22 protein-coding genes are annotated in these 24,412 nt (G+C 64.7%); 17 read left to right on the forward strand and 5 right to left on the reverse strand.

Annotated elements, in window-relative coordinates; all coding sequences use genetic code 11:
* Positions 1–23: 23 nt before the first annotated feature.
* Positions 24–1,253 (reverse strand): phosphoglycerate dehydrogenase, encoded by a 1,230-nt coding sequence (gene serA, locus F6X61_RS03855; RefSeq protein ID WP_110992105.1) that lies wholly within the window; start codon positions 1,251–1,253, stop codon positions 24–26.
* 171 nt (positions 1,254–1,424) lie between these two features.
* Between serA and F6X61_RS03860 the strand changes: the two genes are divergently transcribed.
* From F6X61_RS03860 to F6X61_RS03875, 4 genes are all read left to right on the forward strand, one after another.
* Positions 1,425–2,822 (forward strand): FAD-binding oxidoreductase, encoded by a 1,398-nt coding sequence (locus tag F6X61_RS03860; protein ID WP_153785484.1) that lies wholly within the window; start codon positions 1,425–1,427, stop codon positions 2,820–2,822.
* Positions 2,823–2,847: 25 nt separating this feature from the next.
* A complete protein-coding gene (locus F6X61_RS03865) occupies positions 2,848–3,513 on the forward strand; it encodes a fumarylacetoacetate hydrolase family protein (protein WP_125860970.1) in 666 nt (221 codons plus the stop codon).
* A 154-nt stretch (positions 3,514–3,667) separates the two neighbouring features.
* Positions 3,668–4,594, forward strand: a complete 927-nt coding sequence (locus F6X61_RS03870) for an SdiA-regulated domain-containing protein (RefSeq protein ID WP_371923651.1) — start codon at positions 3,668–3,670, stop codon at positions 4,592–4,594.
* A gap of 89 nt (positions 4,595–4,683) precedes the next feature.
* Positions 4,684–5,589: an SdiA-regulated domain-containing protein gene (locus F6X61_RS03875; RefSeq protein ID WP_153785485.1), complete on the forward strand. Its 906-nt coding sequence runs from the start codon at positions 4,684–4,686 to the stop codon at positions 5,587–5,589.
* Between the two features lie 84 nt (positions 5,590–5,673).
* Here F6X61_RS03875 and rpiA read toward each other — a convergent pair whose 3' ends face one another.
* On the reverse strand, positions 5,674–6,348 hold the full coding sequence (rpiA, locus tag F6X61_RS03880) for a ribose-5-phosphate isomerase RpiA (protein WP_153785486.1): 675 nt from the start codon (positions 6,346–6,348) through the stop codon (positions 5,674–5,676).
* A 135-nt stretch (positions 6,349–6,483) separates the two neighbouring features.
* On the opposite strand from rpiA, the gene ilvA reads away from it, so the two are divergent.
* Both ilvA and F6X61_RS03890 read left to right on the forward strand, forming a co-directional pair.
* Entirely contained in the window at positions 6,484–7,998 is a 1,515-nt protein-coding gene (ilvA, locus tag F6X61_RS03885) for a threonine ammonia-lyase, biosynthetic (protein WP_153785487.1), read from the forward strand.
* Positions 7,999–8,091: 93 nt separating this feature from the next.
* Complete coding sequence (locus F6X61_RS03890) at positions 8,092–8,517, forward strand: DUF2269 family protein (protein WP_153785537.1); 426 nt, start codon at positions 8,092–8,094, stop codon at positions 8,515–8,517.
* 116 nt (positions 8,518–8,633) lie between these two features.
* Here F6X61_RS03890 and F6X61_RS03895 read toward each other — a convergent pair whose 3' ends face one another.
* Positions 8,634–9,290: an HAD family phosphatase gene (locus tag F6X61_RS03895; RefSeq protein ID WP_153785488.1), complete on the reverse strand. Its 657-nt coding sequence runs from the start codon at positions 9,288–9,290 to the stop codon at positions 8,634–8,636.
* A 141-nt stretch (positions 9,291–9,431) separates the two neighbouring features.
* On the opposite strand from F6X61_RS03895, the gene F6X61_RS03900 reads away from it, so the two are divergent.
* Both F6X61_RS03900 and ptsP read left to right on the forward strand, forming a co-directional pair.
* The gene (locus F6X61_RS03900; protein WP_003249017.1) at positions 9,432–9,911 is read left to right on the forward strand and encodes an RNA pyrophosphohydrolase; all 480 of its coding nucleotides are present in this window, start codon (positions 9,432–9,434) and stop codon (positions 9,909–9,911) included.
* Positions 9,912–9,933: 22 nt separating this feature from the next.
* On the forward strand, positions 9,934–12,213 hold the full coding sequence (gene ptsP / locus F6X61_RS03905) for a phosphoenolpyruvate--protein phosphotransferase (RefSeq protein WP_110992113.1): 2,280 nt from the start codon (positions 9,934–9,936) through the stop codon (positions 12,211–12,213).
* A 115-nt stretch (positions 12,214–12,328) separates the two neighbouring features.
* Here the strand turns inward: ptsP and F6X61_RS03910 are convergent, their stop codons facing one another.
* Complete coding sequence (locus tag F6X61_RS03910; protein WP_153785489.1) at positions 12,329–13,075, reverse strand: NRDE family protein; 747 nt, start codon at positions 13,073–13,075, stop codon at positions 12,329–12,331.
* 131 nt (positions 13,076–13,206) lie between these two features.
* Here F6X61_RS03910 and F6X61_RS03915 point away from each other — a divergent pair, with 131 nt between their 5' ends.
* The 3 genes from F6X61_RS03915 to F6X61_RS03925 are packed head-to-tail and all read left to right on the forward strand — an operon-like array spanning position 13,207 to position 15,835.
* Positions 13,207–13,989, forward strand: a complete 783-nt coding sequence (locus F6X61_RS03915; protein WP_153785490.1) for a sulfite exporter TauE/SafE family protein — start codon at positions 13,207–13,209, stop codon at positions 13,987–13,989.
* A 16-nt stretch (positions 13,990–14,005) separates the two neighbouring features.
* Positions 14,006–14,815, forward strand: a complete 810-nt coding sequence (lgt, locus tag F6X61_RS03920; protein WP_110992116.1) for a prolipoprotein diacylglyceryl transferase — start codon at positions 14,006–14,008, stop codon at positions 14,813–14,815.
* Between the two features lie 48 nt (positions 14,816–14,863).
* Entirely contained in the window at positions 14,864–15,835 is a 972-nt protein-coding gene (locus F6X61_RS03925; RefSeq protein WP_153785491.1) for a thymidylate synthase, read from the forward strand.
* A gap of 100 nt (positions 15,836–15,935) precedes the next feature.
* Here the strand turns inward: F6X61_RS03925 and cadR are convergent, their stop codons facing one another.
* On the reverse strand, positions 15,936–16,379 hold the full coding sequence (gene cadR, locus F6X61_RS03930; RefSeq protein WP_153785492.1) for a cadmium resistance transcriptional regulator CadR: 444 nt from the start codon (positions 16,377–16,379) through the stop codon (positions 15,936–15,938).
* Between the two features lie 82 nt (positions 16,380–16,461).
* On the opposite strand from cadR, the gene F6X61_RS03935 reads away from it, so the two are divergent.
* From F6X61_RS03935 to F6X61_RS03960, 6 genes are all read left to right on the forward strand, one after another.
* Positions 16,462–18,714 (forward strand): heavy metal translocating P-type ATPase, encoded by a 2,253-nt coding sequence (locus tag F6X61_RS03935; RefSeq protein WP_153785493.1) that lies wholly within the window; start codon positions 16,462–16,464, stop codon positions 18,712–18,714.
* A gap of 152 nt (positions 18,715–18,866) precedes the next feature.
* Positions 18,867–19,736, forward strand: coding sequence for a LysR family transcriptional regulator (locus tag F6X61_RS03940; RefSeq protein WP_153785494.1), 870 nt, complete (start codon positions 18,867–18,869; stop codon positions 19,734–19,736).
* A 198-nt stretch (positions 19,737–19,934) separates the two neighbouring features.
* The gene (locus F6X61_RS03945) at positions 19,935–20,993 is read left to right on the forward strand and encodes a putative 2-aminoethylphosphonate ABC transporter ATP-binding protein (protein WP_153785495.1); all 1,059 of its coding nucleotides are present in this window, start codon (positions 19,935–19,937) and stop codon (positions 20,991–20,993) included.
* A gap of 1 nt (position 20,994) precedes the next feature.
* Positions 20,995–22,719, forward strand: coding sequence for a putative 2-aminoethylphosphonate ABC transporter permease subunit (locus F6X61_RS03950; RefSeq protein WP_153785496.1), 1,725 nt, complete (start codon positions 20,995–20,997; stop codon positions 22,717–22,719).
* Positions 22,720–22,749: 30 nt separating this feature from the next.
* A complete protein-coding gene (locus F6X61_RS03955) occupies positions 22,750–23,775 on the forward strand; it encodes a putative 2-aminoethylphosphonate ABC transporter substrate-binding protein (RefSeq protein ID WP_153785497.1) in 1,026 nt (341 codons plus the stop codon).
* Between the two features lie 84 nt (positions 23,776–23,859).
* Complete coding sequence (locus F6X61_RS03960; RefSeq protein WP_153785498.1) at positions 23,860–24,411, forward strand: phosphonate degradation HD-domain oxygenase; 552 nt, start codon at positions 23,860–23,862, stop codon at positions 24,409–24,411.
* Position 24,412: the final 1 nt, after the last annotated feature.

Consider the following 24,412-nt stretch of genomic DNA (forward strand, 5'->3'; position numbering starts at 1 on the left):
CCTTTTTCATGCAGCCAGCAAACTCAGAACAGTACGCGCGAGCGGATAGTGCCTTTGACGTGCTGCAGTTTTTCCTGGGCCAGGTCCGAGTACTCGGCGTCGACGTCGATCACCACGTAACCGACTTTCTCGTCGGTCTGCAGGAACTGACCGGAGATGTTGATACCGTTTTCGGCGAACACTTTGTTGATTTCGCTGAGCACGCCCGGAATGTTTTCGTGGATGTGCAGCAGGCGGTGCTTGCCTGGGTGCGCCGGCAGGGCCACTTCAGGGAAGTTGACCGACGACACGGAAGTACCGTTGTCGCTGTACTTGACCAGCTTCTCGGCCACTTCCAGGCCGATGTTGGCCTGGGCTTCGGCGGTGGAACCACCGATGTGCGGGGTCAGGATCACGTTGTCCAGGCCACGCAGCGGGCTTTCGAACTCTTCATCGTTGGAGCGCGGCTCGACCGGGAACACGTCGATGGCGGCGCCGATCAGGTGCTTGTCCTTGATCGCGGCGGCCAGGTGATCCAGCTCGACCACGGTGCCACGGGCGGCGTTGATCAGGATCGAGCCCTTCTTCATCGCGCGGATTTCCTTCTCGCCGATCATCCACTGGGTGGATGGCAGCTCGGGAACGTGCAGCGAGACGATGTCGGCCAGGCCCAGCAGTTCGTTCAGGCTGGTGATCTGGGTGGCGTTGCCCAGCGGCAGCTTGGTCAGCGGGTCGTAGAAGTAGACCTGCATGCCCAGGCTCTCGGCCAGTACCGACAGCTGGGTGCCGATCGAGCCGTAGCCGACGATGCCCAGCTTCTTGCCTCGGATCTCGAAGGAGTTGGCCGCGCTCTTGATCCAGCCGCCACGGTGGCAGGAAGCGTTCTTCTCAGGGATACCGCGCAGCAGCAGGATGGCTTCGGCCAGCACCAGTTCGGCGACCGAACGGGTGTTGGAGTACGGTGCGTTGAACACCGCGATGCCGCGTTCGCGGGCTGCGCCCAGGTCGACCTGGTTGGTGCCGATGCAGAAACAGCCGACCGCGACCAGTTTCTTCGCGCAGTCAAAGACCTCTTCGGTCAGTTGAGTGCGCGAGCGGATGCCGATGAAGTGGGCATCGGCGATCTTTTCCTTCAGTTCTGCGTCCGGCAGCGAGCCGGTGAGGTATTCGATGTTGCTGTACCCGGCAGCCTTGAGGGTATCCACCGCATTCTGGTGGACGCCTTCAAGAAGAAGGAACCTGATCTTGCTCTTGTCGAGAGAAGTCTTGCTCATCTGCGTAAACCTGTATCCCGGAGAAAAATGGCGAGGGGGGGTGAAGCGGCGCGGTGTCGGCCTTAGCACGAACAACGGGAGGGCTATGCTAGCATACGCGACTCAATCTGAGCTTATCCCGACAGGTGAAGAGTACTCAGGGTGACTATGAATAAGTCGAGGGTTCCAGCGATGACCCAGCCTGCATTGATTGAAGAGCTGATGACCCTGGTCGACCCAGGCAAGGTGCTTACCGACCCGGCCTCGCTCGACGCCTATGGCAAGGACTGGACCAAGCATTACCCGCCCGCGCCGAGCGCCATCGTTTTTCCCAAGACCATCGAGCAAGTGCAGGCCATCGTCGCCTGGGCCAACCGGCACAAGGTTGCCCTGGTGCCGTCCGGCGGCCGCACTGGCCTGTCGGGTGCCGCGGTCGCTGCCAACGGCGAAGTGGTGGTGGCCTTCGACAACATGAACCAGATCCTCGCCTTCAATGAGTTCGACCGCACCGTGGTCTGCCAGCCAGGCGTTATTACCCGCCAGCTGCAGCAGTTCGCCGAGGACCAGGGCCTGTATTACCCGGTGGACTTCGCTTCCAGTGGCTCCAGCCAGATCGGCGGCAATATCGGCACCAACGCCGGCGGCATCAAGGTCATTCGCTACGGCATGACCCGCAACTGGGTCGCCGGGCTGAAGGTGGTCACGGGCAAGGGCGAACTGCTCGAGCTCAATAAGGACCTGATCAAGAACGCTACCGGCTACGACCTGCGCCAACTGTTCATCGGCGCCGAAGGCACGCTGGGCTTTGTGGTCGAGGCAACCATGCGCCTGGACCGCGCGCCGCGCAATCTGACGGCGATGGTGCTGGGCACGCCGGATTTCGACGCGATCATGCCGGTACTGCACGCCTTCCAGGGCAAGCTGGACCTCACCGCGTTCGAGTTTTTCTCCGATAAGGGCCTGGCCAAGATCATGGCCCGTGGTGACGTGCCCGCGCCCTTCGCGACGGACTGCCCGTTCTATGCCTTGCTGGAGTTCGAAGCCAGCACCGAGCAGGTAGCCAACGAAGCGCTCGCCACCTTCGAGCACTGCGTCGAGCAGGGCTGGGTACTGGACGGGGTGATGAGCCAGAGCGAGACGCAGCTGAAGAACTTGTGGAAGCTGCGCGAATACCTGTCCGAGACCATCTCCCACTGGACCCCGTACAAGAACGACATCTCGGTCACCGTGTCGAAGGTGCCGGCGTTCCTGCGCGATATCGATGCCATCGTCGCCGAGCACTACCCGGATTACGAGGTGGTCTGGTATGGCCACATCGGCGACGGCAACCTGCACCTGAACATCCTCAAGCCTGACCACATGAGCAAGGACGACTTCTTCGCCTCGTGCACCAAGGTCAACAAGTGGGTGTTCGAGATCGTCCAGCGCTACCACGGCTCGATCTCCGCCGAGCACGGCGTGGGCATGACCAAGCGCGATTACCTGGGCTACAGCCGCTCACCGGATGAAATTGCCTGCATGAAGGCAATCAAGGCGGTGTTCGACCCTAACGGCATCATGAATCCGGGTAAGATCTTCGCTCCCGAATAAAAAGCAGTGTTCACAGGAGTCGGCCATGAGTTACCAGCACCAGTACGTAGACGGCACGCGCATCCACTTCCCGCTGGGCAAGGTGGTGTGCATCGGCCGCAACTACGCCGAGCATGCCAAGGAACTGGACAACCCAATCCCCAGCGAGCCGCTACTGTTCATCAAGCCGGGCAGTTGCGTGGTGCCGCTCGAGGGTGGTTTCAAGATCCCGACCGAGCGCGGCTCGGTGCACTACGAGGCGGAAATCGCCGTGTTGCTGGGCAAGTCGCTGTCGCCCCATCCAACCGAAGAAGAAGTGCTCGACGCCATTTCCGGCTTTGCCCCGGCGCTGGACCTGACCCTGCGCGACCTGCAGGCCAAGTTGAAGGAAAAGGGCCTGCCGTGGGAGCTGTGCAAGAGTTTTGACGGCGCTTGCGTACTGCCGCCGTTCGTGTCGGCGGGTACCTTCGAGGACCTCACCGACATCGGCATCCGTCTGACCATCAATGGCGAAGTGCGCCAGGACGGCAACAGCGCGATGATGCTCAACCCGATCGTGCCGATGATCCAGCACATGGCGGCGAACTTCTCGCTGCAGGCGGGCGACGTGATTCTCACCGGCACCCCGGCGGGCGTGGGGCCGTTCAATGTCGGTGACGAACTGGTGCTGGAACTTCCGGGCGTCAGCCGGTTCGAAGGCCGCGTGCTCTGACTCCGTAGAAGCGACGGCAGCCCTGCTGCCGTCGTGTGGCCATCACCTGATGGCATTTGTCGTTTTTTTCACAAACGATCCGGATAATGCGCAGTTTCATGTTCATTTGCCGACGTTAAGGAAGACATTACGGCCAACCATCAGGACCTCGCCAATGGCTATCCCGTCCACCGCTCCTGTTCCGCCCACCCGTAAACGTCATGCGCTGCTGCGTTGGCCGGCCTGGCTCGCTGCACTGGCACTGATCGGCTATGGCCTGGCCGTGGCCATGCACTGGGATGACCGAGGGCTGCTGTGGATAAAGGAGCGCTTCGAGACCCAGGCCGAACGCCAGGAAAGCATCTGGCTGCCGGACTATGTGGTGGACATCGATGCCAAACCGCTACCGGGCATGGAGCGGGACGAGGCCTCTGACCTGGCCTACAGCCCGCACACTCGCACCCTGTTCGCGGTGATGGGCAAGCACCCCTTCCTGGTCGAGCTGACGCTTGATGGTGATGTGCTGCGCAAGATGCCGCTGGTAGGTTGGTCGAACCCGGAGGGCGTAGCGGTGCTGGAGGATGGCCAGATCGCCATCGTCGACGAGCGCAACCATGACCTGACCCTGGTCAAGGTGGACGCCGGCACCACGACGCTGAACCGCGCCGACTTCCACAGCTACAACCTGGGTGATGAAAGCAATGGCAACAAGGGCTTCGAAGCGGTGGTCTGGGACCCGATGCGCCAGCGCCTGGTGATTGGCGAAGAACGGCCGCCGCAGCTTTACGTCTGGAGCACCGATGGGCGCAGCCCGCTGAAGGGCGAGAAGCAGCCGCTGGCCAGTGACGAACTCGACCTGCGCAACCTCTCTGCGCTGGGCGTTGACCCCCGCACCGGCCACCTGCTGGTGCTGTCGGCGGACTCCAACATGCTGCTCGAGCTCGATGAAAAGGGTGAGCAGGTCAGCTTCATGACCCTGCTCGGCGGTTTCAATGGCCTCAAGGAGCGCATCCCTCGGGCAGAGGGCGTGGCCATGGACGAGCAGGGCAACCTCTATTTTGTCAGCGAGCCCAACCTGTTCTATCGCTTCAAGAAGCACTGACGGGCGCTCAGAAAAGTCCTACGCTGGCATTAAGCTTTGCTTCAGTTGGTAGTGGTTAGATTCGTGCTCATTTTGCCGAGTTTGCCCCCATGCGCCCTAGTCGCCGTCTGATTTGTGCTGTCATCGCCCTTGCTCTGCTGCTTTTCGCCGGCGTGGCAGGGCACCACTTCCGCCTGTTCGAGCGCGGCTGGTTCAACCTCAAGACCTGGTGGCAGCCCGCGCAACAGAGCATGGGCCTGGACCGTTACCAGGTGGTGCTCGAGGCCCAGCCTGTCGTCGGCCTGGACGACGACGTCTCGGCGCTGACCTACGATCCCGACCGCAAGAGCCTGTTCACCGTCACCAATGCCAAGTCCGAGCTGATCGAGTTGTCGCTGGACGGGCGCATCCTGCGGCGGATTCCCCTGACCGGCTTCGGTGACCCCGAAGCGGTGGAGTATGTGGGCCCCAGCACCTATGTGATCACCGATGAGCGCCAGCAGCGCCTGATTCGTGTGCGCCTGGACGACGACACCCTGTTCCTCGACGCCAACGATGCCGAGCAGCTCAGTCTGGGTATCGGCCTCAATGGCAACAAGGGGTTCGAGGGGCTGGCCTATGACTCGGCAGGCAAGCGCCTGTTCGTGGCCAAGGAGCGCGACCCGATGGTGATCTACGAGGTGCATGGCTTTCCCCATGACAACCCCGACAAACCCTACGCCGTGCATGTGGTACAGGACCGCAAGCGTGACCGGCGGTTGTTCGTGAGGGACCTGTCGAGCCTGCAGTACGACGAGCGCAGCGGGCATCTGCTGGCGCTGTCGGACGAGTCGCGGCTGGTGCTGGAGCTGGACGTGAAGGGCAGGCCGCTGAGCACGATGTCATTGCGCAAAGGGTTCCAGGGCTTGCAGCAGACCGTGCCGCAGGCAGAGGGGATTGCGATGGACGACGCCGGGACCCTTTATATGGTCAGTGAGCCGAACCTGTTCTATGTGTTCAAGCAGCCGGCTGGCTGAATGGGCTGAACAGATCGCGGGGCAAGCCCGCTCCCACGTTTCATCTGTGGGAGCGGGCTTGCCCCGCGATGGCGGCTGACCTGCTTACTCGGCCTTCAGGGTTTTCACGCCTTCAGCGGTCCCCAGCAACAGCACATCCGCCGGGCGCGCCGCGAACAGACCGTTGGTGACCACACCGACAATGGCGTTGATCTGGCTTTCCAGTGCCACCGGGTCGGTGATCTGCAGGTTGTGCACATCGAGGATGACGTTGCCGTTGTCGGTCACCACGCCCTCGCGGTACACCGGGTCGCCGCCCAGTTTGACCAGTTGGCGCGCCACATGGCTGCGGGCCATGGGGATGACTTCGACCGGCAGCGGGAAGGCGCCCAGCACCGGTACCAGCTTGCTGGCGTCAGCGATGCAGATGAAGGTCTTGGCCACGGCCGCAACGATCTTCTCGCGGGTCAGGGCCGCGCCGCCGCCCTTGATCAGGTTGAGGTGGGCGTCGCTTTCGTCGGCGCCATCCACGTAGAACTCCAGCTCGCTCACGCTGTTCAGCTCATAGACCGGGATGCCATGGCCCTTCAGGCGCTGCGCGGTGGCCTCGGAGCTGGCGACGGCGCCGTCGAAGGCGGTCTTGTGCTGGGCCAGGGCATCGATGAAGAAGTTGGCGGTAGAGCCGGTGCCGACACCGACGACGCTCTTTTCATCCAGTTTCGGCAGGATGAGGTCGACGGCGGCCTGGGCAACGGCCTGTTTGAGTTGGTCCTGGGTCATGCGGGCTCCGGGAGGGGCTGGGCGGAATTCGAAAGGGGCCTAGTATAACGGCTCGCGCGGCTTTGCTGTGGTCGCCCGACGTAGCGCTGCGGTAGACTCCCAGGCCTTGTCCCGCGGCCCAGTGATGCTTTCCCGATGCTCGAACAGTACGTCAAGAAGATCCTCACCTCGCGCGTCTACGACGTTGCCGTCGAAACCCCGTTGCACAGCGCCGGCCAGCTGAGCAAGCGCCTGGGCAACACGGTGCTGCTCAAGCGCGAAGACCTGCAGCCGGTGTTCTCGTTCAAGATCCGCGGGGCGTACAACAAACTGGCGCAGCTGAGCGCAGAGGAACTGGCCCGCGGCGTGGTCACCGCGTCGGCCGGCAACCACGCCCAGGGCGTGGCCCTGGCCGCCCGCGAGCTGGGCATCAAGGCCACCATCGTGATGCCCAAGACCACTCCGGAGATCAAGATCGAGGGCGTGCGCTCGCGTGGCGGCAAAGTGGTGCTGCATGGCGACTCCTTCCCCGAGGCACTGGCCTATTCGCTGAAGCTGGTCGACGAGAAGGGCTTCGTCTATATCCACCCCTATGACGACCCGCACACCATCGCCGGCCAGGGCACGGTGGCCATGGAAATCCTGCGCCAGCATCCGGGCCAGCTTGACGCGATCTTCGTGCCGGTCGGCGGCGGCGGCCTGATCGCCGGCATCGCCGCCTACGTGAAGTACCTGCGCCCGGACATCAAGGTGATCGGCGTCGAGCCGGACGATTCCAACTGCCTGCAGGCCGCCATGGCTGCCGGCGAGCGCGTGGTGCTGCCGCAGGTCGGGCTGTTCGCCGACGGTGTGGCGGTGGCGCAGATCGGTCAGCACACCTTCGACATCTGCCGGCACCATGTGGATGAAGTGATTACCGTCAGCACCGACGAGATCTGTGCGGCGATCAAGGATATCTACGACGATACCCGCTCGATCACCGAACCTGCCGGCGCACTGGGTGTGGCCGGGATCAAGAAGTACGTCGAGCTCAAGGGCGTGACCGGGCAGACCCTGGTGGCCATCGACTCCGGCGCCAACGTCAATTTCGACCGCCTGCGCCATGTCGCCGAGCGCGCCGAGCTGGGCGAGAAGCGCGAGGCGATCATTGCCGTGACCATCCCCGAGCGCCCGGGCAGCTTCAAGGCCTTCTGCGAGGCCATCGGCAAACGCCAGATCACAGAGTTCAACTACCGCAAGCACACCTCGGACGAGGCGCACATCTTCGTTGGCGTGCAGACCCACCCGGACACCGACCCGCGTGCGGCTTTGGTGCAGCAGTTGACCGAGCAAGGCTTCCCGGTCACCGACCTGACCGACAACGAACTGGCCAAGCTGCACATTCGCCACATGGTCGGCGGCCACTCGGCCGGGGCCAGCGACGAGATCGTGCTGCGTTTCGAATTCCCCGAGCGGCCGGGTGCACTGTTCAACTTCCTCAACAAGCTGGGCGGGCGCTGGAACATCTCGATGTTTCACTACCGTAACCACGGCGCCGCCGATGGCCGCGTGGTGGCGGGGCTGCAGGTGCCGGAAGACGAGCGTCACCTGGTGCCGGCGGCGCTGGCCAAGATCGGCTACCCCTACTGGGACGAGACCGAGAACCCGGCTTACCGGCTATTCTTGGGCTGAATACGTCATCGCGGGGCAAGCCCGCTCCCACAGATCATCGTGGGAGCGGGCTTGCCCCGCGATGAGGCCGCCAGCAAGAAGGACGATCACGAAATGGAACACCTGACCACCCTCAAGACCCTGCACATCCTCGCCACCGCGCTGCTGTTGCTCGGTGCCCTGGGCCTGGCGATCTGGACCGGCTACGCCCGTCGCAAAGGTGATGCCGAGGCCTACGCCAAATTGCTGCGCCGGCCGCTGGTGTTCGTCTGGTTGTTGATGGGCCTTTGCCTGGTGAGCATGCCGTTCACCGGCTGGTGGCTGGTGCACCTGGTGGGTTGGCCGCTGGGACAGACCTGGGTGCTGGCGTCCAGCGTCATCTATACCGTTGGCGCGTTTGCCGTGTGGTGGCTGCTGGTGCGCCTGAACCGGCTGCGCAAGGCCGAGGTGGCGGGGTTGAAGTTCACCCTGGCGCTGGCAGTGTTCAGCGGTGTCTGTTTCCTGTCCATCGCCGGGCTGATGGGCGCCAAGCCGGTCTAGAGCTTTGGGAGGGCTTTGCCCTCCATCGCGGCACAAGGCCGCTCCTACAAGGGAGCGCATCCCCCTGTAGGAGCGGCCTTGTGCCGCGAAAGGGCCGCAAAGCGGCCCCGGCATTCTCAATCCCTCAACGAAATCACCGGCCACCCGCGCCGCTCTGCCTCCACACGCAGCTTCGCATCCGGGTCCACCGCCACTGCATGGGTTACCTGTTCCAACAGCGGCAAATCGTTCATCGAATCGCTATAGAAACAGCTGTCCTCCAGGTTGAAACCGTTCTCCAGCATCCAGCGCTTCAGCCGCGTCACCTTGCCTTCACGGAAACAGGGTATATCGGTACTGCGCCCGGTATAGCGCCCGTCCTGCGTTTCGCATTCGGTCGCCAGCAGCACGCGCACGCCCAGGCGGCGGGCGATGGGCGCGGTGACGAAGCGGTTGGTGGCGGTGATGATCACCAGCTGGTCGCCGGCCTCGCGGTGCTGCTGCAGCAAAGCCAGGGCCTTGGGCAGGATCATCGGTTCGATGCAGTCGCGCATGAACTCGCGGTGCCACTGCTCGAGCTGTGCAGGTTCGCTGGCGGCAAGGATCTCCATGGAGAAGGCCAGGTAGGCCTGCAAGTCCAGGCTGCCGCTGAGGTAGTCCTGGTAGAAGGCATCGTTGCGCGCCTTGTACGCGACCGGGTCGAGGATGCCTCGTTCGCACAGGTAGTCACCCCAGGCGTGGTCGCTGTCGCCACCGAGGAGGGTATTGTCCAGATCGAATAAAGCCAGGCGCATGGGAATGTCTCGCAGAAGCCCTCGGGAAGCCCCGCACAATACGGAGTTTTCACCTCGCTGCACATAAGCTTGGCGGGCGCGTTGCTGCGCTCGCAAGCTTTGTGGAACAATGCCGCGACATGCGTTTGCGAGGTTGCTGCCGTGATCGACCCCGATGGTTTTCGCCCCAATGTCGGGATCATTCTTACGAATGATGCCGGGCAGGTGCTATGGGCTCGGCGGATCAACCAGGATGCCTGGCAGTTTCCCCAGGGCGGAATCAACCCTGACGAGACGCCGGAAGACGCCCTGTACCGCGAGCTGAATGAAGAAGTCGGCCTTGAGCGCGACGATGTGGAAATTCTTGCCTGCACCCGTGGCTGGTTGCGTTATCGTTTACCCCAGCGCCTGGTGCGCACCCACAGCCAGCCGCTGTGCATCGGCCAGAAGCAAAAGTGGTTCCTGCTGCGCCTTGTGAGCAATGAGCAACGGGTGCGCATGGACCTGACTGGCAAACCGGAATTCGACGGCTGGCGTTGGGTCAGCTACTGGTATCCGCTGGGCCAGGTGGTGACATTCAAGCGCGAGGTCTACCGACGCGCCCTGAAAGAGCTAGCCCCGCGCCTGCTGACGCGCGACTGACGACGGAGTCCGACCCCGAGCCATGCTCAATACGCTGCGCAAGATCGTCCAGGAAGTGAACTCCGCCAAAGATCTCAAGACGGCGTTGGGTATCATTGTCTTGCGCGTCAAGGAAGCCATGGGCAGCCAGGTCTGCTCGGTCTACCTGCTCGATCCCGAGACCAACCGCTTCGTGCTGATGGCCAGCGAAGGCCTCAACAAGCGCTCCATCGGCAAGGTCAGCATGGCCCCCAACGAGGGCCTGGTCGGTCTGGTCGGCACCCGGGAAGAGCCGCTGAACCTGGAAAACGCCGCCGACCACCCCCGCTACCGCTACTTCGCCGAGACCGGCGAAGAAAAATTCGCCTCCTTCCTCGGTGCACCGATCATCCACCACCGCCGCGTGGTCGGGGTGTTGGTCATCCAGCAGAAAGAGCGCCGCCAGTTCGATGAAGGCGAGGAAGCCTTCCTGGTCACCATGAGCGCCCAGCTCGCCGGGGTTATCGCCCATGCCGAGGCCACCGGCTCGATCCGCGGCCTGGGCCGCCAGGGCAAAGGCATCCAGGAGGCGCGCTTCGTCGGTGTGCCGGGCTCGCCAGGGGCTGCGGTCGGCCGTGCCGTGGTGATGCTGCCGCCGGCTGATCTGGAAGTGGTGCCGGACAAGACCGTCGAAGACATCGACAACGAACTCAAGCTGTTCAACAACGCCCTCGAAGGCGTGCGCGAAGACATGCGCAAGCTGTCGGCCAAACTGGCCACCCAGCTGCGCCCGGAAGAGCGCGCGTTGTTCGACGTTTACCTGATGATGCTCGAGGACGCCGCCCTCGGTGGCGAGGTGACCGAGGTCATCAAGACCGGCCAGTGGGCACAGGGTGCCCTGCGCCAGGTGGTTGGCGAGCACGTCAACCGCTTCGAACTGATGGACGACGACTACCTGCGCGAGCGCGCCTCCGACGTCAAGGACCTCGGCCGCCGCTTGCTCGCCTACCTGCAGGAAGCCCGTTCGCAGTCGCTGGTGTACCAGGACAACACCATCCTGGTCAGCGAAGAGCTGACCCCTGCCATGCTCGGCGAGGTGCCGGAAGGCAAGCTGGTCGGCCTGGTCTCGGTACTCGGTTCGGGTAACTCCCACGTGGCGATTCTCGCCCGGGCCATGGGCATCCCCACGGTCATGGGCCTGGTCGACCTGCCGTATTCGAAAGTCGATGGCATCGAGCTGATCGTCGACGGCTACAAGGGCGAGGTCTACACCAACCCCGGCGAAGTGCTGCGCAAGCAGTACCGCGACGTGGTCGAGGAGGAGCGCCAGCTGGCCCAGGGGCTCGATGCCCTGCGCGAGCTGCCGTGCATCACCCCGGACGGCCACCGCATGCCGCTGTGGGTCAACACCGGGCTGCTCGCCGACGTGGCGCGCGCCCAGCAGCGTGGCGCCGAGGGTGTCGGCCTGTACCGCACCGAAGTGCCGTTCATGATCAACCAGCGCTTCCCCAGCGAGAAAGAGCAGCTGGCGATCTACCGTGAGCAGCTGCAGGCGTTCCACCCGCTGCCGGTGACCATGCGCACCCTCGACATCGGTGGCGACAAGGCACTGTCGTACTTCCCGATCAAGGAAGAGAACCCGTTCCTCGGCTGGCGCGGCATCCGCGTCACCCTCGACCACCCGGAAATCTTCCTGGTCCAGACCCGCGCCATGCTCAAGGCCAGCGAGGGCCTGAACAACCTGCGCATCCTGTTGCCGATGATTTCCGGCATCCACGAGCTGGAAGAGGCGTTGCACCTCATTCACCGTGCCTGGGGCGAAGTCCGCGACGAGGGCACCGACGTGCCGATGCCGCCGGTGGGCGTGATGGTGGAAATCCCCGCAGCGGTGTACCAGACCAAGGAGCTGGCGCGGCAGGTGGACTTCCTGTCGGTCGGTTCCAACGACCTTACCCAGTACCTGCTGGCGGTCGACCGCAACAACCCGCGGGTCGCCGACCTCTATGACTACCTGCACCCGGCCGTACTGCAAGCGCTTAACACCGTGGTGCGCGACGCCCATGGCGAAGGCAAGCCGGTGAGCATCTGTGGCGAGATGGCGGGCGACCCGGCAGCGGCGATCCTGTTGATGGCCATGGGCTTCGATAGCCTGTCGATGAACGCCACCAACTTGCCGAAAGTGAAATGGATGCTGCGCCAGATCAACATGAGCAAGGCCAAGGAGCTGCTGGTCGATGCCATGAGCCATGACAACCCGCAGGTTATCCACAGTTCGCTGCAGCTGGCGCTGAAGAATCTGGGGCTGGCGCGGATGATCGGGCCTGGGGCCAACAAGACCCTCTGAGCATGAGGCTTCCTGTACCGGCCTCTTCGCGGGTAAACCCGCTCCCACAGGGCTTGCACATAACCTGTGGGAGCGGGTTTACCCGCGAAGAGGCCCGCACAGGCGATCAGAAACATCAAACCAGCACTTCAACCTCCCCCAGATGCCCCCCAAACGGCCCGAAACTGCGCTCCACCATGCGCCGCCGCCCCCGCTCATCCACGATCAGCACCGTACTCGCCCGCGTCCCGTAGTTCTGGCTGGCGATGAACACGCTCGACAGCAGCCGCTCGGTGGCCAGCCCCACGCCGGTCTCGGGCAGTTCGCTGTCCGCGGCCGGCTCACCGTCGGCCAGCAAACTCAGCAGTTGTTCGGGCTCAGCTGATTCGAGCAGCTTCTCAAGCCCGCTGCGCGCCTTGACCAGCTTGGGCCACGGCGTGTCCAGCCCGGCATTCGACAACCCGTAGACCCCCGGCTCCAGCAGGCGCGGCGCCGCGTCCCGGGCATGCAGATAGCCCAGCTGCCCGGCATCCCCGACCAGCAGGTTGAACCCGGAGTACTGCCCACTGCGGCTGGCGACCGAATCCAGATACGCCTCAACCCCCAGTTCACCCTGCAGAAACGCCGCCACCAACTCGCCCCGCGAGCGTGGCCCCAACGCCTGGCGCGGGTCGCGGATATTGGTCAGCGCGGCGAAGCGCCCTTGCGGCCCTACGCCAAGCCAGGTGCCGCCGGCCTCCAGGTCACGCCCGGCGTACACCCCCGGAGCATCCTCCCAGGCCCCCAGGGCCTGGGTCGGGCGGGCATGGAACTCGTCGCGGTTGGCCGCGACGATCAGTGGCCGGGCGGTACCCGGCCGCCAGGCGAATACGATCAGGCACATAGGTTGTCCCCTGTGTTTTCGGCCACTCTACCCGCGCCGGAGGAGCCGATCCATCACCTGACACAGACTTCACTAGAGCGCCGGGCTTGGCTTCCGTTACCATGCCGGATTGTTTTCCACAGGGGCCACGAATGGAATTCGTACTCTATCTGCTGTTGGGTGCCTGCGCCGGCGTGCTGGCCGGGCTGTTCGGCGTGGGGGGCGGCATCATCATCGTGCCGGTGCTGGTGTTCAGCTTCACCTTGCAAGGCTTCGACCCTGCGGTCCTCACCCACCTGGCGGTCGGTACCTCGCTGGCCACCATCGTGTTCACCTCGATCAACGCCGTGCTCGAGCACCAGCGCAAAGGCGCGGTGCAGTGGCCGATCTTCACCTGGATGGCCGTGGGCATCCTGCTCGGCGCGCTGGTGGGGGCCAAGACGGCCTCGCTGATCCAGGGCCCGATGCTGCAGAAGATCATCGGCGTGTTCGCCCTGGTGATCGCCGTGCAGATGGCCCTGGACCTCAAGCCCAAGGCCAGCCGTGGCATTCCTGGCAAGCCTGGCCTGATCGGCGCCGGCGGCGTGATCGGCTGGGCCTCGGCGATCTTCGGCATCGGCGGTGGCTCGCTGACCGTGCCGTTTCTGACCTGGCGCAGCCTGCCCATGCAGAAGGCCGTGGCCACCTCGTCGGCCTGCGGCCTGCCGATCGCCCTGGCCAGTGCGCTGAGTTTCATGTGGCTCGGCTGGCACGAAGAACACCTGCCGGCCCACAGCGTGGGTTACGTCTACCTGCCCGCGCTGGTCGGTATCGCCGTGACCAGCATGTTCTTTGCCCGCTATGGCGCGCGCCTGGCGCACAAGCTGTCGCCGCGCCTGCTCAAACGTCTGTTCGCCGCGCTGCTGTTCTGCGTCGGCTTAAGTTTTCTGATTTGAACCAAGAGGAAAATCCATGCTGCCTTACCCGCAGATAGATCCCGTGGCCGTGGCCCTCGGGCCGCTGAAAATCCACTGGTACGGCCTGATGTACCTGATCGGCATCGGCGGCGCCTGGCTGCTGGCCTCGCGCCGGCTCAACCGTTTCGACCCCACCTGGTCCCGCGAGAAGCTGTCCGACCTGGTGTTCTGGCTGTCGATGGGTGTGATCGTTGGCGGACGCCTGGGCTACGTGCTGTTCTACGACCTGCACCAGTACCTGGCCAACCCGACGCTGATCTTCGAAGTGTGGAAGGGCGGCATGTCGTTCCACGGCGGCTTCATCGGCGTGATGCTGGCGGCGCTGTGGTTCGGCAAGCGCAACAACAAGTCGTTCTTCGAGCTGATGGACTTCGTCGCACCGCTGGTGCCGATCGGCCTGGGCGCCGGGCGCATCGGCAACTTCATCAACGCCGAACTGTGGGGCAAGGCCACCGACGTGCCGTGGGCCATGGTCTTCCCTCCGTTCAGCGACCCGGCGCAACTGCCGCGTCACCCGTCGCAGCTGTACCAGTTCGCCCTGGAAGGTGTGGCATTATTCGTCATCCTCTGGCTCTACTCGCGCAAGCCGCGCCCGACCATGGCCGTTTCCGGCATGTTCGCGCTGTTCTACGGCATCTTCCGCTTCATCGTGGAATTCGTGCGGGTGCCGGACGCCCAGCTGGGCTACATTGCCTTTGGCTGGCTGACCATGGGTCAGTTGCTCTGCGTGCCGATGATCGTCGGCGGCATCTTCCTGATCTGGTGGGCCTACAACCGTAAACCTACGGCCAAGGCCGCCGTCTGATTCCCACGGCAGGGGCGATCCCCCTGCCGTTCTTGTTACAGGTATGCGATGAAACAGTATCTAGATCTGGTCCGTGACGTCATCGACAACGGCACGCTGCAGGAAAACCGCACCGGCACCCGCACCATCAGCCTGCCGGGCGCCATGCTGCGTTTCGACCTGCAAAAAGGCTTCCCGGCCATCACCACGCGCAAGCTGGCCTTCAAGTCGGCGATCGGCGAGATGGTGGGCTTTCTGCGTGGCGTGAAGAACGCCGGCGAGTTCCGCGAACTGGGCTGCAAGGTCTGGGACCAGAACGCCAACGAAAACGCCCAGTGGCTGGCCAACCCGTTCCGCCTGGGGCATGACGACCTTGGCGAAATCTACGGTGTGCAATGGCGCCAGTGGCCGGGCTACAAGCGCATCGCGCTGAGCAACCCGGCCGCCATCGAAATGGCCGAAAAGGCCGGTTTCCGCCAGATCGCCCAGGACGAGGAAGACGGCCAGGCGTTCGTCATCCTGTACAAGGCCATCGACCAGGTGCGCCAGTGCCTGGACACCATCGCCAACGACCCGGGCAGCCGCCGCATCCTGTTCCACGGCTGGAACTGCGCCCAGCTCGACGAGATGGCCCTGCCGCCGTGCCACCTGCTGTACCAGTTCCACCCGAATGTCGAGACCAGGGAAATCTCTCTGACCCTCTACATCCGCTCCAACGACCTGGGCCTGGGCACGCCGTTCAACCTCACCGAAGGCGCCGCGCTGCTGTCGCTGTTCGGCCGCCTGACCGGCTACACCCCGCGCTGGTTCACCTACTTCATTGGCGATGCCCATGTGTACGAGAACCACCTGGACATGCTCAACGAACAGATGAAGCGTGAGCCGCTGGCGGCGCCGAAGCTGGTGATCAGTGACCGGGTGCCGGCGTTTGCCGAGACCGGCAAGTACGAGCCGGAGTGGCTGGAGAAGATCGAACCGAGTGATTTCTGGCTGGAAGGCTATGAGCACCATGCACCGATGACGGCGCCGATGGCGGTCTGACAGATCCTCATCGCCTGAGCAGACGCTATCGCGGGGCAAGCCCGCTCCCACGCATACTCAGTCTGCGTGGGAGCGGGCTTGCCCCGCGATGCTTTTGGCCTCAATGCCCATGGCTACGCCCCACATGGGAATGCTCGGTCTCCGGTACAGACACCGCCCCATTGGTCTCCAGCTGCTGCAGAATCGCGCACTCCGCCCCCTGCGCATTGCACTGCTGCCTCAGCTCCACCAGCTGCGTCTGCAGCGCCAGCAACCCATCGATCCTCGCCTGCACATGCTCGATATGCTCGTCGATCAGCGCATTGACGCTGCCGCACGAGCCTTCCGGGCTGTCGCGCAGGCGTAGCAGGCTGCGGATCTCGTCGAGGGTCATGTCCAGGGTGCGGCAGTTGCGGATGAACGTCAGCCGCTCCACGTGGGCCTGGGTATACAGCCGGTAGTTGCCATCGGTGCGGGCGGGCTCGGGCAGCAACTGCTCACGCTCGTAGTAGCGAATGGTCTCCACGGCGCAATCAGTGGCCTTGGCCAGTTCTCCGATTTTCATGGCAATTCTCCTGCAGAGGGCTTGACCCTATAGTGGCTACAGGGTGTTCACTTGGCAACAGGCTCCCTTTAAGGACAAACCCATGAACCAGCCTGTCAGCCCCGAACACAAGCATGACCACGCCCATGACCACGCGCATGGCGACCAAGGCCATCGCCATGAAGCCCACGCCCACAGCTGCTGCGGGGCCAGTGCCGCGCCGGCCCTGGTGCAACTGACCGAAAAGGCCAGCGCCGGGGCGCAGCTCAGCCGCTTCCGCATCCAGGCCATGGACTGCCCGACCGAGCAGACCCTGATCCAGGACAAGCTGGGCAAGATGGCCGGCATCGAACAGCTGGAATTCAACCTGATCAACCGCGTGCTGGGCGTGCGCCACACCCTCGACGGCACTGCCGAGATCGAGCGCGCCATCGACAGCCTGGGCATGCAGGCCGAGCCGCTGAGCGGTGATGACGAGGCCAGCGCCGCGCCTGCCGCCAAGACCCGTTGGTGGCCGCTGGCATTGTCCGGTGTGGCCGCGATCGCCGCCGAGCTCGTGCACTTCTCTGGCAAGGCGCCGGAATGGGTGGTCGCAGCATTGGCCCTGGTCGCCATCCTCGGCTGCGGCCTGGGCACCTACAAGAAGGGCTGGATCGCCCTGAAGAACCGCAACCTCAACATCAACGCGCTGATGAGCATCGCCGTGACTGGCGCGGTGCTGATCGGCCAGTGGCCGGAAGCGGCCATGGTGATGGTGCTGTTCACCGTGGCTGAACTGATCGAGGCCCGCTCGCTGGACCGTGCGCGCAACGCGATCGGAGGCCTGATGCAACTGGCGCCGGACATGGCGACCGTGCAGCAGGCTGACGGGCAGTGGCGCGAAGTCGAGGTGCGCCAGGTGACGCTAGGCGCCCTGGTGCGGGTACGCCCGGGTGAGCGAATCGGCCTGGACGGCGAGGTGGTCAGTGGGCAATCCAGCGTCGATCAGGCACCGATCACCGGCGAAAGCCTGCCGGTCGAGAAGGGCGTGGGCGACAAGCTGTTCGCCGGCACCATCAACCAGGCCGGTTCGCTGGAGTACCGCGTCACTGCGGGAGCCGGCCAGTCGACCCTGGCACGCATCATCAAGGCGGTCGAGGAGGCCCAGGGCGCCCGTGCGCCGACCCAGCGCTTCGTTGACCAGTTCTCGCGCATCTACACCCCGGTGGTGTTCGCCGTGGCCCTGGCCGTGGCGATCATCCCACCGCTGTTCATGGCCGGCGCCTGGTTCGACTGGATCTACCGCGCCCTGGTGCTGTTGGTGGTGGCCTGCCCCTGCGCCTTGGTGATCTCCACCCCGGTGACCATTGTCAGCGGCCTGGCCGCCGCGGCGCGCAAGGGCATCCTGATCAAGGGCGGAGTGTACCTGGAAGGTGGGCGCAAGCTCGACTTCCTGGCCCTGGACAAGACCGGCACCATCACCCACGGCAAACCGGTACAGACCGACAGCAAGGTGCTCGACCCGTTGTTCGAAGGCCGCGCCCAGGCGCTGGCGGCAAGCCTCGCCGACCGCTCCGACCACCCGGTGTCCGGCGCCATCGCGCTCTTCGCCAAGGGGCAAGGCCTGGCACTGAGCGAAGTCACCGAGTTCGCCGCCCTGGCCGGCCGTGGCGTGCGCGGCGACATCGACGGTGAAACCTACCACTTGGGCAACCATCGCCTGGTCGAGGAACTGGGCCTGTGCTCGGCGCAGCTCGAGGCCGAGCTCGACCAGCTGGAGCGCCAGGGCAAGACCGTGGTGCTGCTGCTCGACCGCAGCGGCCCGCTGGCGCTGTTCGCCGTGGCCGACACGGTCAAGGACAGCAGCCGCCAGGCCATCGCCGAACTGCATGAGCTGGGTATCAAGACGGTCATGCTCACCGGCGACAATCCCCATACTGCCCAGGCCATCGCCGCCCAGGTGGGGATCGACCGCGCCGAGGGCAACCTGCTGCCGGCGGACAAGCTCGCCACCATCGAGCGCCTGTATGCCGAGGGCCACCGGGTCGGCATGGTCGGTGACGGCATCAACGACGCGCCGGCCCTGGCCCGCGCCGAGATCGGCTTCGCCATGGCTGCCGCCGGTACCGACACCGCCATCGAGACCGCCGACGTGGCGCTGATGGACGACGACTTGCGCAAAATCCCGGCGTTCGTCAGGCTGTCGCGCCAAAGTGCGGCGATCCTCACCCAGAACATCGTGCTGGCCCTGGGGATCAAGGCGATATTCCTGGCAATCACCTTCGCCGGCATGGCCACCATGTGGATGGCAGTGTTCGCCGACATGGGCGTGAGCCTGCTGGTGGTGTTCAACGGCCTGCGCCTGCTGCGCAAGTAGCACAGCGCTCAGCTCTGCTAAACGTGGCAACGTGGCAACGTGGCAACGTGGGAGCGGGCTTGCCCCGCGATGGAATGGCGCGGCAGCGCCGGTATCGCGGGGCAAGCCCGCTCCCACAGTTCATGCAACTGTTCCACAAGAGGTTATCCACAATGCTCAGCGCCGAGCTCAAAGCCTTCTACATGGTGGCCCGCCAAGGCAGCATCACCCTGGCGGCCAAGAAGCTCGGGCTCAGCCAGCCCACCGTAACCACGCAGATCCGCAACCTCGAAAGCCAGTACAACGTCGAGCTGTTCTACCGCGGCGGCCGGCGCCTGGTGCTGAGCGAGGAGGGCGTGCGCCTGCTGCCGATGGTCAAGGCACTGCTGCAGCAGGAAGCCGACATCGAGTTCGAACTGCGCAACAGCGGCCAGGCCCAGGGCAGCCTGCGCATCGCCGCCACCGCACCGTACTACATCCTGGACCTTGTGAAGATCTTCCGCGAGCGCCTGCCCCAGGTCGAGGTGGCGGTGGAGATCGGCAACTCGCAGCAGGTGCTGGAAATGCTCGAGGACTACCGGGTGGACATCGCCGCCTCGTCGCAACTGCTGGAAGACGCACGCCTGGTACGCCGGGTGCTGGGCACCGACCCGCTGGTGCTGGCGGTGCACCGCAACCATCCCCTGGCACAGCGCCAGGCAGTGTCGATCGACGTGGTGGCCGGGCATTGCCTGTTGATGCGCGAGAAGGGTTCGACCACCCGCAAGCTCACCGAGCAGATGATGCAGGACGCCGGGGTGAAGGCCGGGGCGCTGCTGGAGATCGGCAGCCGTGAGTCGATCCGCGAGGCGGTGCTGCGCAATATCGGCATCAGCATCATTGCCCGCCATGAGGTGCCGCATAACCCCGAGTTGCGGGTGCTGGCGCTGGAGGATGCGCCGGTGATGCATGAATACCTGTATTGCCTGAAGGAGCGCCGCCAGGCGCGGTTGCCGGCGGCGTTCCTGGGGGTGGCGCAGGAGGTCGTTGGTTCGCAATTCTGACAGGGCCCTATCGCGGGGCAAGCCCGCTCCCACGCAGCCAATACGCAGACTGCGTGGGAGCGGGCTTGCCCCGCGATAGGGCCGGTATGGCCACTACCAAATCTGCCTATACCACTATCACCGGCTTTTGCCCCAACGCCACAGAACCTTCGCACAGCCTGCCTAGCATGGCCCCCATCGCTTCGATGAGGACCTGCCATGAACCACGTCACCCCGGGCGCACAGATGAAAGTGCGCGGCATCCACAAACGCTTCGGTGCCTTCACCGCGCTCAACGACGTGTCCCTGGACATCGCCGCTGGCGAGCTGGTGTGCCTGCTCGGCCCCTCGGGCTGCGGCAAGACCACCCTGCTGCGCTGCATCGCCGGCCTGGAACGCCAGGACCGCGGCAGCCTGTACATCGGCGACCGCGATATCTCCGAGCTGCCGCCCCAGGCCCGTGACTACGGCATCCTGTTCCAGTCCTACGCGCTGTTCCCCAACCTCACCGTCGAAGCCAACATCGCCTACGGCCTGACCGCCAGCAGCCGTGACCAGGTGCGCGAGCGTGTCAGCGAGATGCTCGAACTGGTCGGCCTGTCGGGCAGCGAAAAGAAATACCCCGGCCAACTCTCCGGCGGCCAGCAGCAACGCGTGGCCCTGGCCCGCGCCCTGGCACCCAAGCCATCGCTGCTGTTGCTCGACGAGCCGATGTCGGCACTCGACGCCCGGGTGCGCGAGCACCTGTGCACCGAACTGCGCCAGCTGCAGCGCCAACTGGGCATCACCACGCTGATGGTCACCCACAACCAGGACGAGGCCATGCTGATGGCCGACCGCATCGCCGTGATGAACAACGGCCAGGTCGAGCAGTACGCCACCCCGCAGGAAATCTACGACCAGCCGGCCACGCCGTTCGTCGCCGAGTTCGTCGGCCAGGGCAACTGGCTGCCGTTCCAGCGCAGCAGCGACAGCCATGCCCAGGTCGGCAGCATGAACATGCGCCTGGCGGCCAACGCCGGCCGTGCCAGCAGCGGCCGCTTGTTCTGTCGCCCCGAGGCGATCACCGTCAACCCGGTGGTGCACGAGGAAAACCTGTTCCCGGCCAAGGTCCGCGAGATCACCTTCCTCGGCAACCGCTGCCGCATGAGCTTCGAGCTCAAGGCCCTGCCGGGCCATGCTCTGCTCGCCGAGCTGGCCCCAGAAGCCATGCCGCGTCTGGGCTCGCAAGACATCTGGGTGGCCCTGCCACCGCAGAGCCTGCAGGTGTTTGCCTGAGATGGCCGCGCCCATGACCCTGCCCCTGAACACCGCCAAGGCCGCGCCGCGCAGTGGCGTCGCCTTCGGTGACCGCCTGTTCGTCGTAGGTGGCAAAAGCCTGCTGCTGACCCTGCTGGTGCTGGCGGTGCTGATGCCGTTGCTGGCGATCTTCTGGAAAGGCTTCAGTGCCGATGCCGGCCAGGGCGGTGGCCTGGTGGCAGCCCGCGAGTTGTTCGCCAGCGCCAACTTCCACTGGCTGCTCGGCAACAGCCTGTCGGTGGCCTTTACCGTCGCGGCCATCGTCGTGCCGCTGGCCTACCTGTTCGCCTATGCCCTGCAACGCACGCTGATCCCGGCCAAGGGCCTGTGGCGCGGCATTTCCTTGCTGCCGCTGCTGGCGCCGTCGATGCTGCCGGCCATCGCGTTGGTGTACCTGTTCGGCAACCAGGGCCTGCTGCGCGGGCTGCTCAGCGACAACATCTACGGCTTCTGGGGCATCGTCCTCGGCGAGGCCATCTACACCTTCCCCCATGCCCTGATGATCCTGCTGTCGGCGCTGTCGCTGGCCGATGCCCGGCTGTTCGACGCCGCCTCGAGCATGGGCGCCGGGCCAGCCCGGGCCTTCTTCAGCATCACCTGGCCGGCCACGCGCCAAGCCGTGTTCGCCGCGTTCTGCCTGGTGTTCACCCTGACCATCACCGACTTCGGCGTGCCCGTGGTGGTCGGTGGCGACTATCAGGTGCTGGCGCTGGAGGCCTACAAGGCCGTCGTTGGCCAGCAACAGTTCGGCCGTGGCGCGCTGATCGGCATGGTGCTGCTGGTGCCGGCCTTGCTCAGCTTTGCGGTCGATGCCTGGCTGCGTCGCCGCCAGGGCGATGCCATGAGCGGCCGGGCCCAGGTGTTCGAGCCCAAGCCTTGCAGGCTGCGCGATGCCTGCTTCCTGGCCCTGGTGCTGCTGGTGTGCGCGGCGTTGCTGGCGGTGATCGGCATGGCGGTGTATTCGTCGCTGGTCAAGTTCTGGCCCTACAACCTGTCGCTGTCGCTGAACCACTACCAGTTCGATGACACAGCCGGTGGCGGCTGGCTGGCCTACCGCAACAGCGTGACCATGGCCCTGTGCACCGCGCTGATCGGCAGCGTGGTGATCTTCAGCGGCGCCTACCTGATGGAGAAGACCCAGGGCCAACGCCTGCTCAACCAGGCCCTGCGCCTGCTCAGCTTCATCCCCATGGCCGTGCCCGGCCTGGTACTCGGCCTGGGCTACGTGTTCTTCTTCAACCTCAACGGCAACCCGCTGCATGTGTTCTACGGCAGCATGGCGCTGCTGGTGGTGTGCACCATCGCCCACTACCTGACTACCGCGCAGATGACCGCCACCACTGCCCTGCGCCAGCTCGACGGCGAGTTCGAAGCCGCCGCGCTGTCGCTCAAGGCGCCGCTGTACAAGCATTTCATGCGCGTCACCGTACCGATCTGCCTGCCGGCGCTGCTGGACATCATCCGCTACCTGTTCGTCTCGGGCATGACCACGGTGTCGGCGGCGATCTTCCTCTACAGCCCCGACACCATCCTCGCCGCCGTCGCCGTGCTGAACATGGATGACGCTGGCAACGTCGGCGGCGCCGCCGCCATGTCCACCCTGATCCTGCTCACCAGCGCCGCCGCCTCTTTGCTGCTGGCCGCTACTTCACGCGGCCTGCTGCGCCGCTCCCAGGCCTGGCGCCAACGCGCCCCCGGCCATTGACCGACTGCCCACAACGATAGGAACCGCACCATGTTCAAGCCCCTCGCACTTGCCGCTGCCGTATCCGCTGTGTTCAGCCTGCAGGCCTCGGCTGCCGCCACCCAGCTGACCGTCTACACCGCCCTTGAGGCCGAGCAGCTCAAGAGCTACAAGCAGGCCTTCGAGAAGGCCAACCCGGACATCGAGATCAAGTGGGTGCGTGACTCCACCGGCATCATCACCGCCAAGCTGCTGGCCGAAAAAGACCGCCCGCAGGCCGACGCGGTGTGGGGCCTGGCGGCCTCCAGCCTGGCCATTCTCGACCAGAACGGCATGCTCGACGCCTATGCGCCGAAAGACCTGGGCAAGATCTCGCCCAACTACCGCGACGCCGCCAACCCGCCGGCTTGGGTGGGCATGGACGTGTGGGCTGCGACCATCTGCTTCAACACCGTCGAGGCTGAAAAGCAGGGCCTGACCAAGCCAGTGAGCTGGCAGGACCTGACCAAACCTGAGTACAAGGGCAAGATCGTCATGCCCAACCCGGCCTCGTCCGGCACCGGCTTCCTGGATGTCAGCGCCTGGCTGCAGACCTTCGGCGAGCCCCAGGGCTGGGCCTACATGGACGCCCTGCACCAGAACATCGGCCAGTACGTTCATTCCGGCTCCAAGCCGTGCAAGCTGGCCGCCGCCGGCGAGTTCCCGATCGGCATCTCGTTCGAGTACCCGGCCGTGCAGCTCAAGCGCCAGGGCGCGCCGCTGGACATCGTGCTGCCGAAGGAAGGCCTGGGCTGGGAGATCGAGGCCACTGCCGTGATCAAGGGCTCGCCGAAAGCCGATGCGGCCAGGCGCCTGGCAGATTTTTCCGCCAGCCCCGCCGCGATGGAGCTATACAAAGAGAACTTCGCCGTGCTCGCCGCGCCGGGCATCGCCAAGCCCCAGACCGAGTTGCCGGCGGACTACGAGCAGCGTCTGATCAAGAACGACTTCGCCTGGGCCTCGAAGAACCGCGACGAGATCCTCAGCGAATGGCGCAAGCGCTATGACGGCAAGTCGGAGAAAGTCGCCCAGCAGTAAGGGCCCCATCGCGGGGCAAGCCCGCTCCCACGACGCCCGTAGGAGCGGGCTTGCCCCGCGATGACGTCTTCAAAGGAAAACACGATGCCCAATTCGCACCAGACCATCGACAACACCTTCGCCCTCTATGAACACCACGGCAGCGCAGACTACATCGGCGAAGCCATCACCCAGCTCGAACATATGTCCCAGGCCGCGCAACTGGCTATGGCTGAGGGCCATGACGACGAAGTGGTGCTGGCGGCGTTCTTCCACGACATCGGTCACTTGCTGGGTGAAGGCGAAGCCAGCATGGGCGGCTATGGCGTGGTCAGCCACGAACGCCTCGGCGCCGACTACCTGCGCCGTTGCGGCTTCGGCGAGCGTATGGCGCGCCTGGTGGAGTACCACGTCGAGGCCAAGCGCTACCTGACTTTGCGTCAGCCGGGGTACTACGACCGGCTGAGCGAGGCCAGCCGGCGCACGCTGGGGTATCAGGGTGGGGTGATGAGCGATGCTGAAGCGGATGCGTTCGAGGGGGATCCGTTGTTTGCGGTGAGCCTGCGGATGCGGGAGTGGGATGAGCTGGCTAAGGAGGTCGGGGTGCCGGTGATGGACCTGATGGTGCTGAAGCAGAAGGCCTTGGCATTGCTCTGAG

Source organism: Pseudomonas sp. EMN2 (genome assembly GCF_009650555.1).
Classification (GTDB): Bacteria; Pseudomonadota; Gammaproteobacteria; order Pseudomonadales; family Pseudomonadaceae; genus Aquipseudomonas; species Aquipseudomonas sichuanensis.

What these genes read in the sequence shown, in the direction of transcription:
- serA (WP_110992105.1), bottom strand. Translation starts at nt 1,253, where the DNA reads ATGAGCAAGACTTCTCTCGACAAGAGCAAGATCAGGTTCCTTCTTCTT.
- F6X61_RS03860 (WP_153785484.1), top strand. Translation starts at nt 1,425, where the DNA reads ATGACCCAGCCTGCATTGATTGAAGAGCTGATGACCCTGGTCGACCCA.
- F6X61_RS03865 (WP_125860970.1), top strand. Translation starts at nt 2,848, where the DNA reads ATGAGTTACCAGCACCAGTACGTAGACGGCACGCGCATCCACTTCCCG.
- F6X61_RS03870 (WP_371923651.1), top strand. Translation starts at nt 3,668, where the DNA reads ATGGCTATCCCGTCCACCGCTCCTGTTCCGCCCACCCGTAAACGTCAT.
- F6X61_RS03875 (WP_153785485.1), top strand. Translation starts at nt 4,684, where the DNA reads ATGCGCCCTAGTCGCCGTCTGATTTGTGCTGTCATCGCCCTTGCTCTG.
- rpiA (WP_153785486.1), bottom strand. Translation starts at nt 6,348, where the DNA reads ATGACCCAGGACCAACTCAAACAGGCCGTTGCCCAGGCCGCCGTCGAC.
- ilvA (WP_153785487.1), top strand. Translation starts at nt 6,484, where the DNA reads ATGCTCGAACAGTACGTCAAGAAGATCCTCACCTCGCGCGTCTACGAC.
- F6X61_RS03890 (WP_153785537.1), top strand. Translation starts at nt 8,092, where the DNA reads ATGGAACACCTGACCACCCTCAAGACCCTGCACATCCTCGCCACCGCG.
- F6X61_RS03895 (WP_153785488.1), bottom strand. Translation starts at nt 9,290, where the DNA reads ATGCGCCTGGCTTTATTCGATCTGGACAATACCCTCCTCGGTGGCGAC.
- ptsP (WP_110992113.1), top strand. Translation starts at nt 9,934, where the DNA reads ATGCTCAATACGCTGCGCAAGATCGTCCAGGAAGTGAACTCCGCCAAA.
- F6X61_RS03910 (WP_153785489.1), bottom strand. Translation starts at nt 13,075, where the DNA reads ATGTGCCTGATCGTATTCGCCTGGCGGCCGGGTACCGCCCGGCCACTG.
- F6X61_RS03915 (WP_153785490.1), top strand. Translation starts at nt 13,207, where the DNA reads ATGGAATTCGTACTCTATCTGCTGTTGGGTGCCTGCGCCGGCGTGCTG.
- lgt (WP_110992116.1), top strand. Translation starts at nt 14,006, where the DNA reads ATGCTGCCTTACCCGCAGATAGATCCCGTGGCCGTGGCCCTCGGGCCG.
- F6X61_RS03925 (WP_153785491.1), top strand. Translation starts at nt 14,864, where the DNA reads ATGAAACAGTATCTAGATCTGGTCCGTGACGTCATCGACAACGGCACG.
- cadR (WP_153785492.1), bottom strand. Translation starts at nt 16,379, where the DNA reads ATGAAAATCGGAGAACTGGCCAAGGCCACTGATTGCGCCGTGGAGACC.
- F6X61_RS03935 (WP_153785493.1), top strand. Translation starts at nt 16,462, where the DNA reads ATGAACCAGCCTGTCAGCCCCGAACACAAGCATGACCACGCCCATGAC.
- F6X61_RS03940 (WP_153785494.1), top strand. Translation starts at nt 18,867, where the DNA reads ATGCTCAGCGCCGAGCTCAAAGCCTTCTACATGGTGGCCCGCCAAGGC.
- F6X61_RS03945 (WP_153785495.1), top strand. Translation starts at nt 19,935, where the DNA reads ATGAACCACGTCACCCCGGGCGCACAGATGAAAGTGCGCGGCATCCAC.
- F6X61_RS03950 (WP_153785496.1), top strand. Translation starts at nt 20,995, where the DNA reads ATGGCCGCGCCCATGACCCTGCCCCTGAACACCGCCAAGGCCGCGCCG.
- F6X61_RS03955 (WP_153785497.1), top strand. Translation starts at nt 22,750, where the DNA reads ATGTTCAAGCCCCTCGCACTTGCCGCTGCCGTATCCGCTGTGTTCAGC.
- F6X61_RS03960 (WP_153785498.1), top strand. Translation starts at nt 23,860, where the DNA reads ATGCCCAATTCGCACCAGACCATCGACAACACCTTCGCCCTCTATGAA.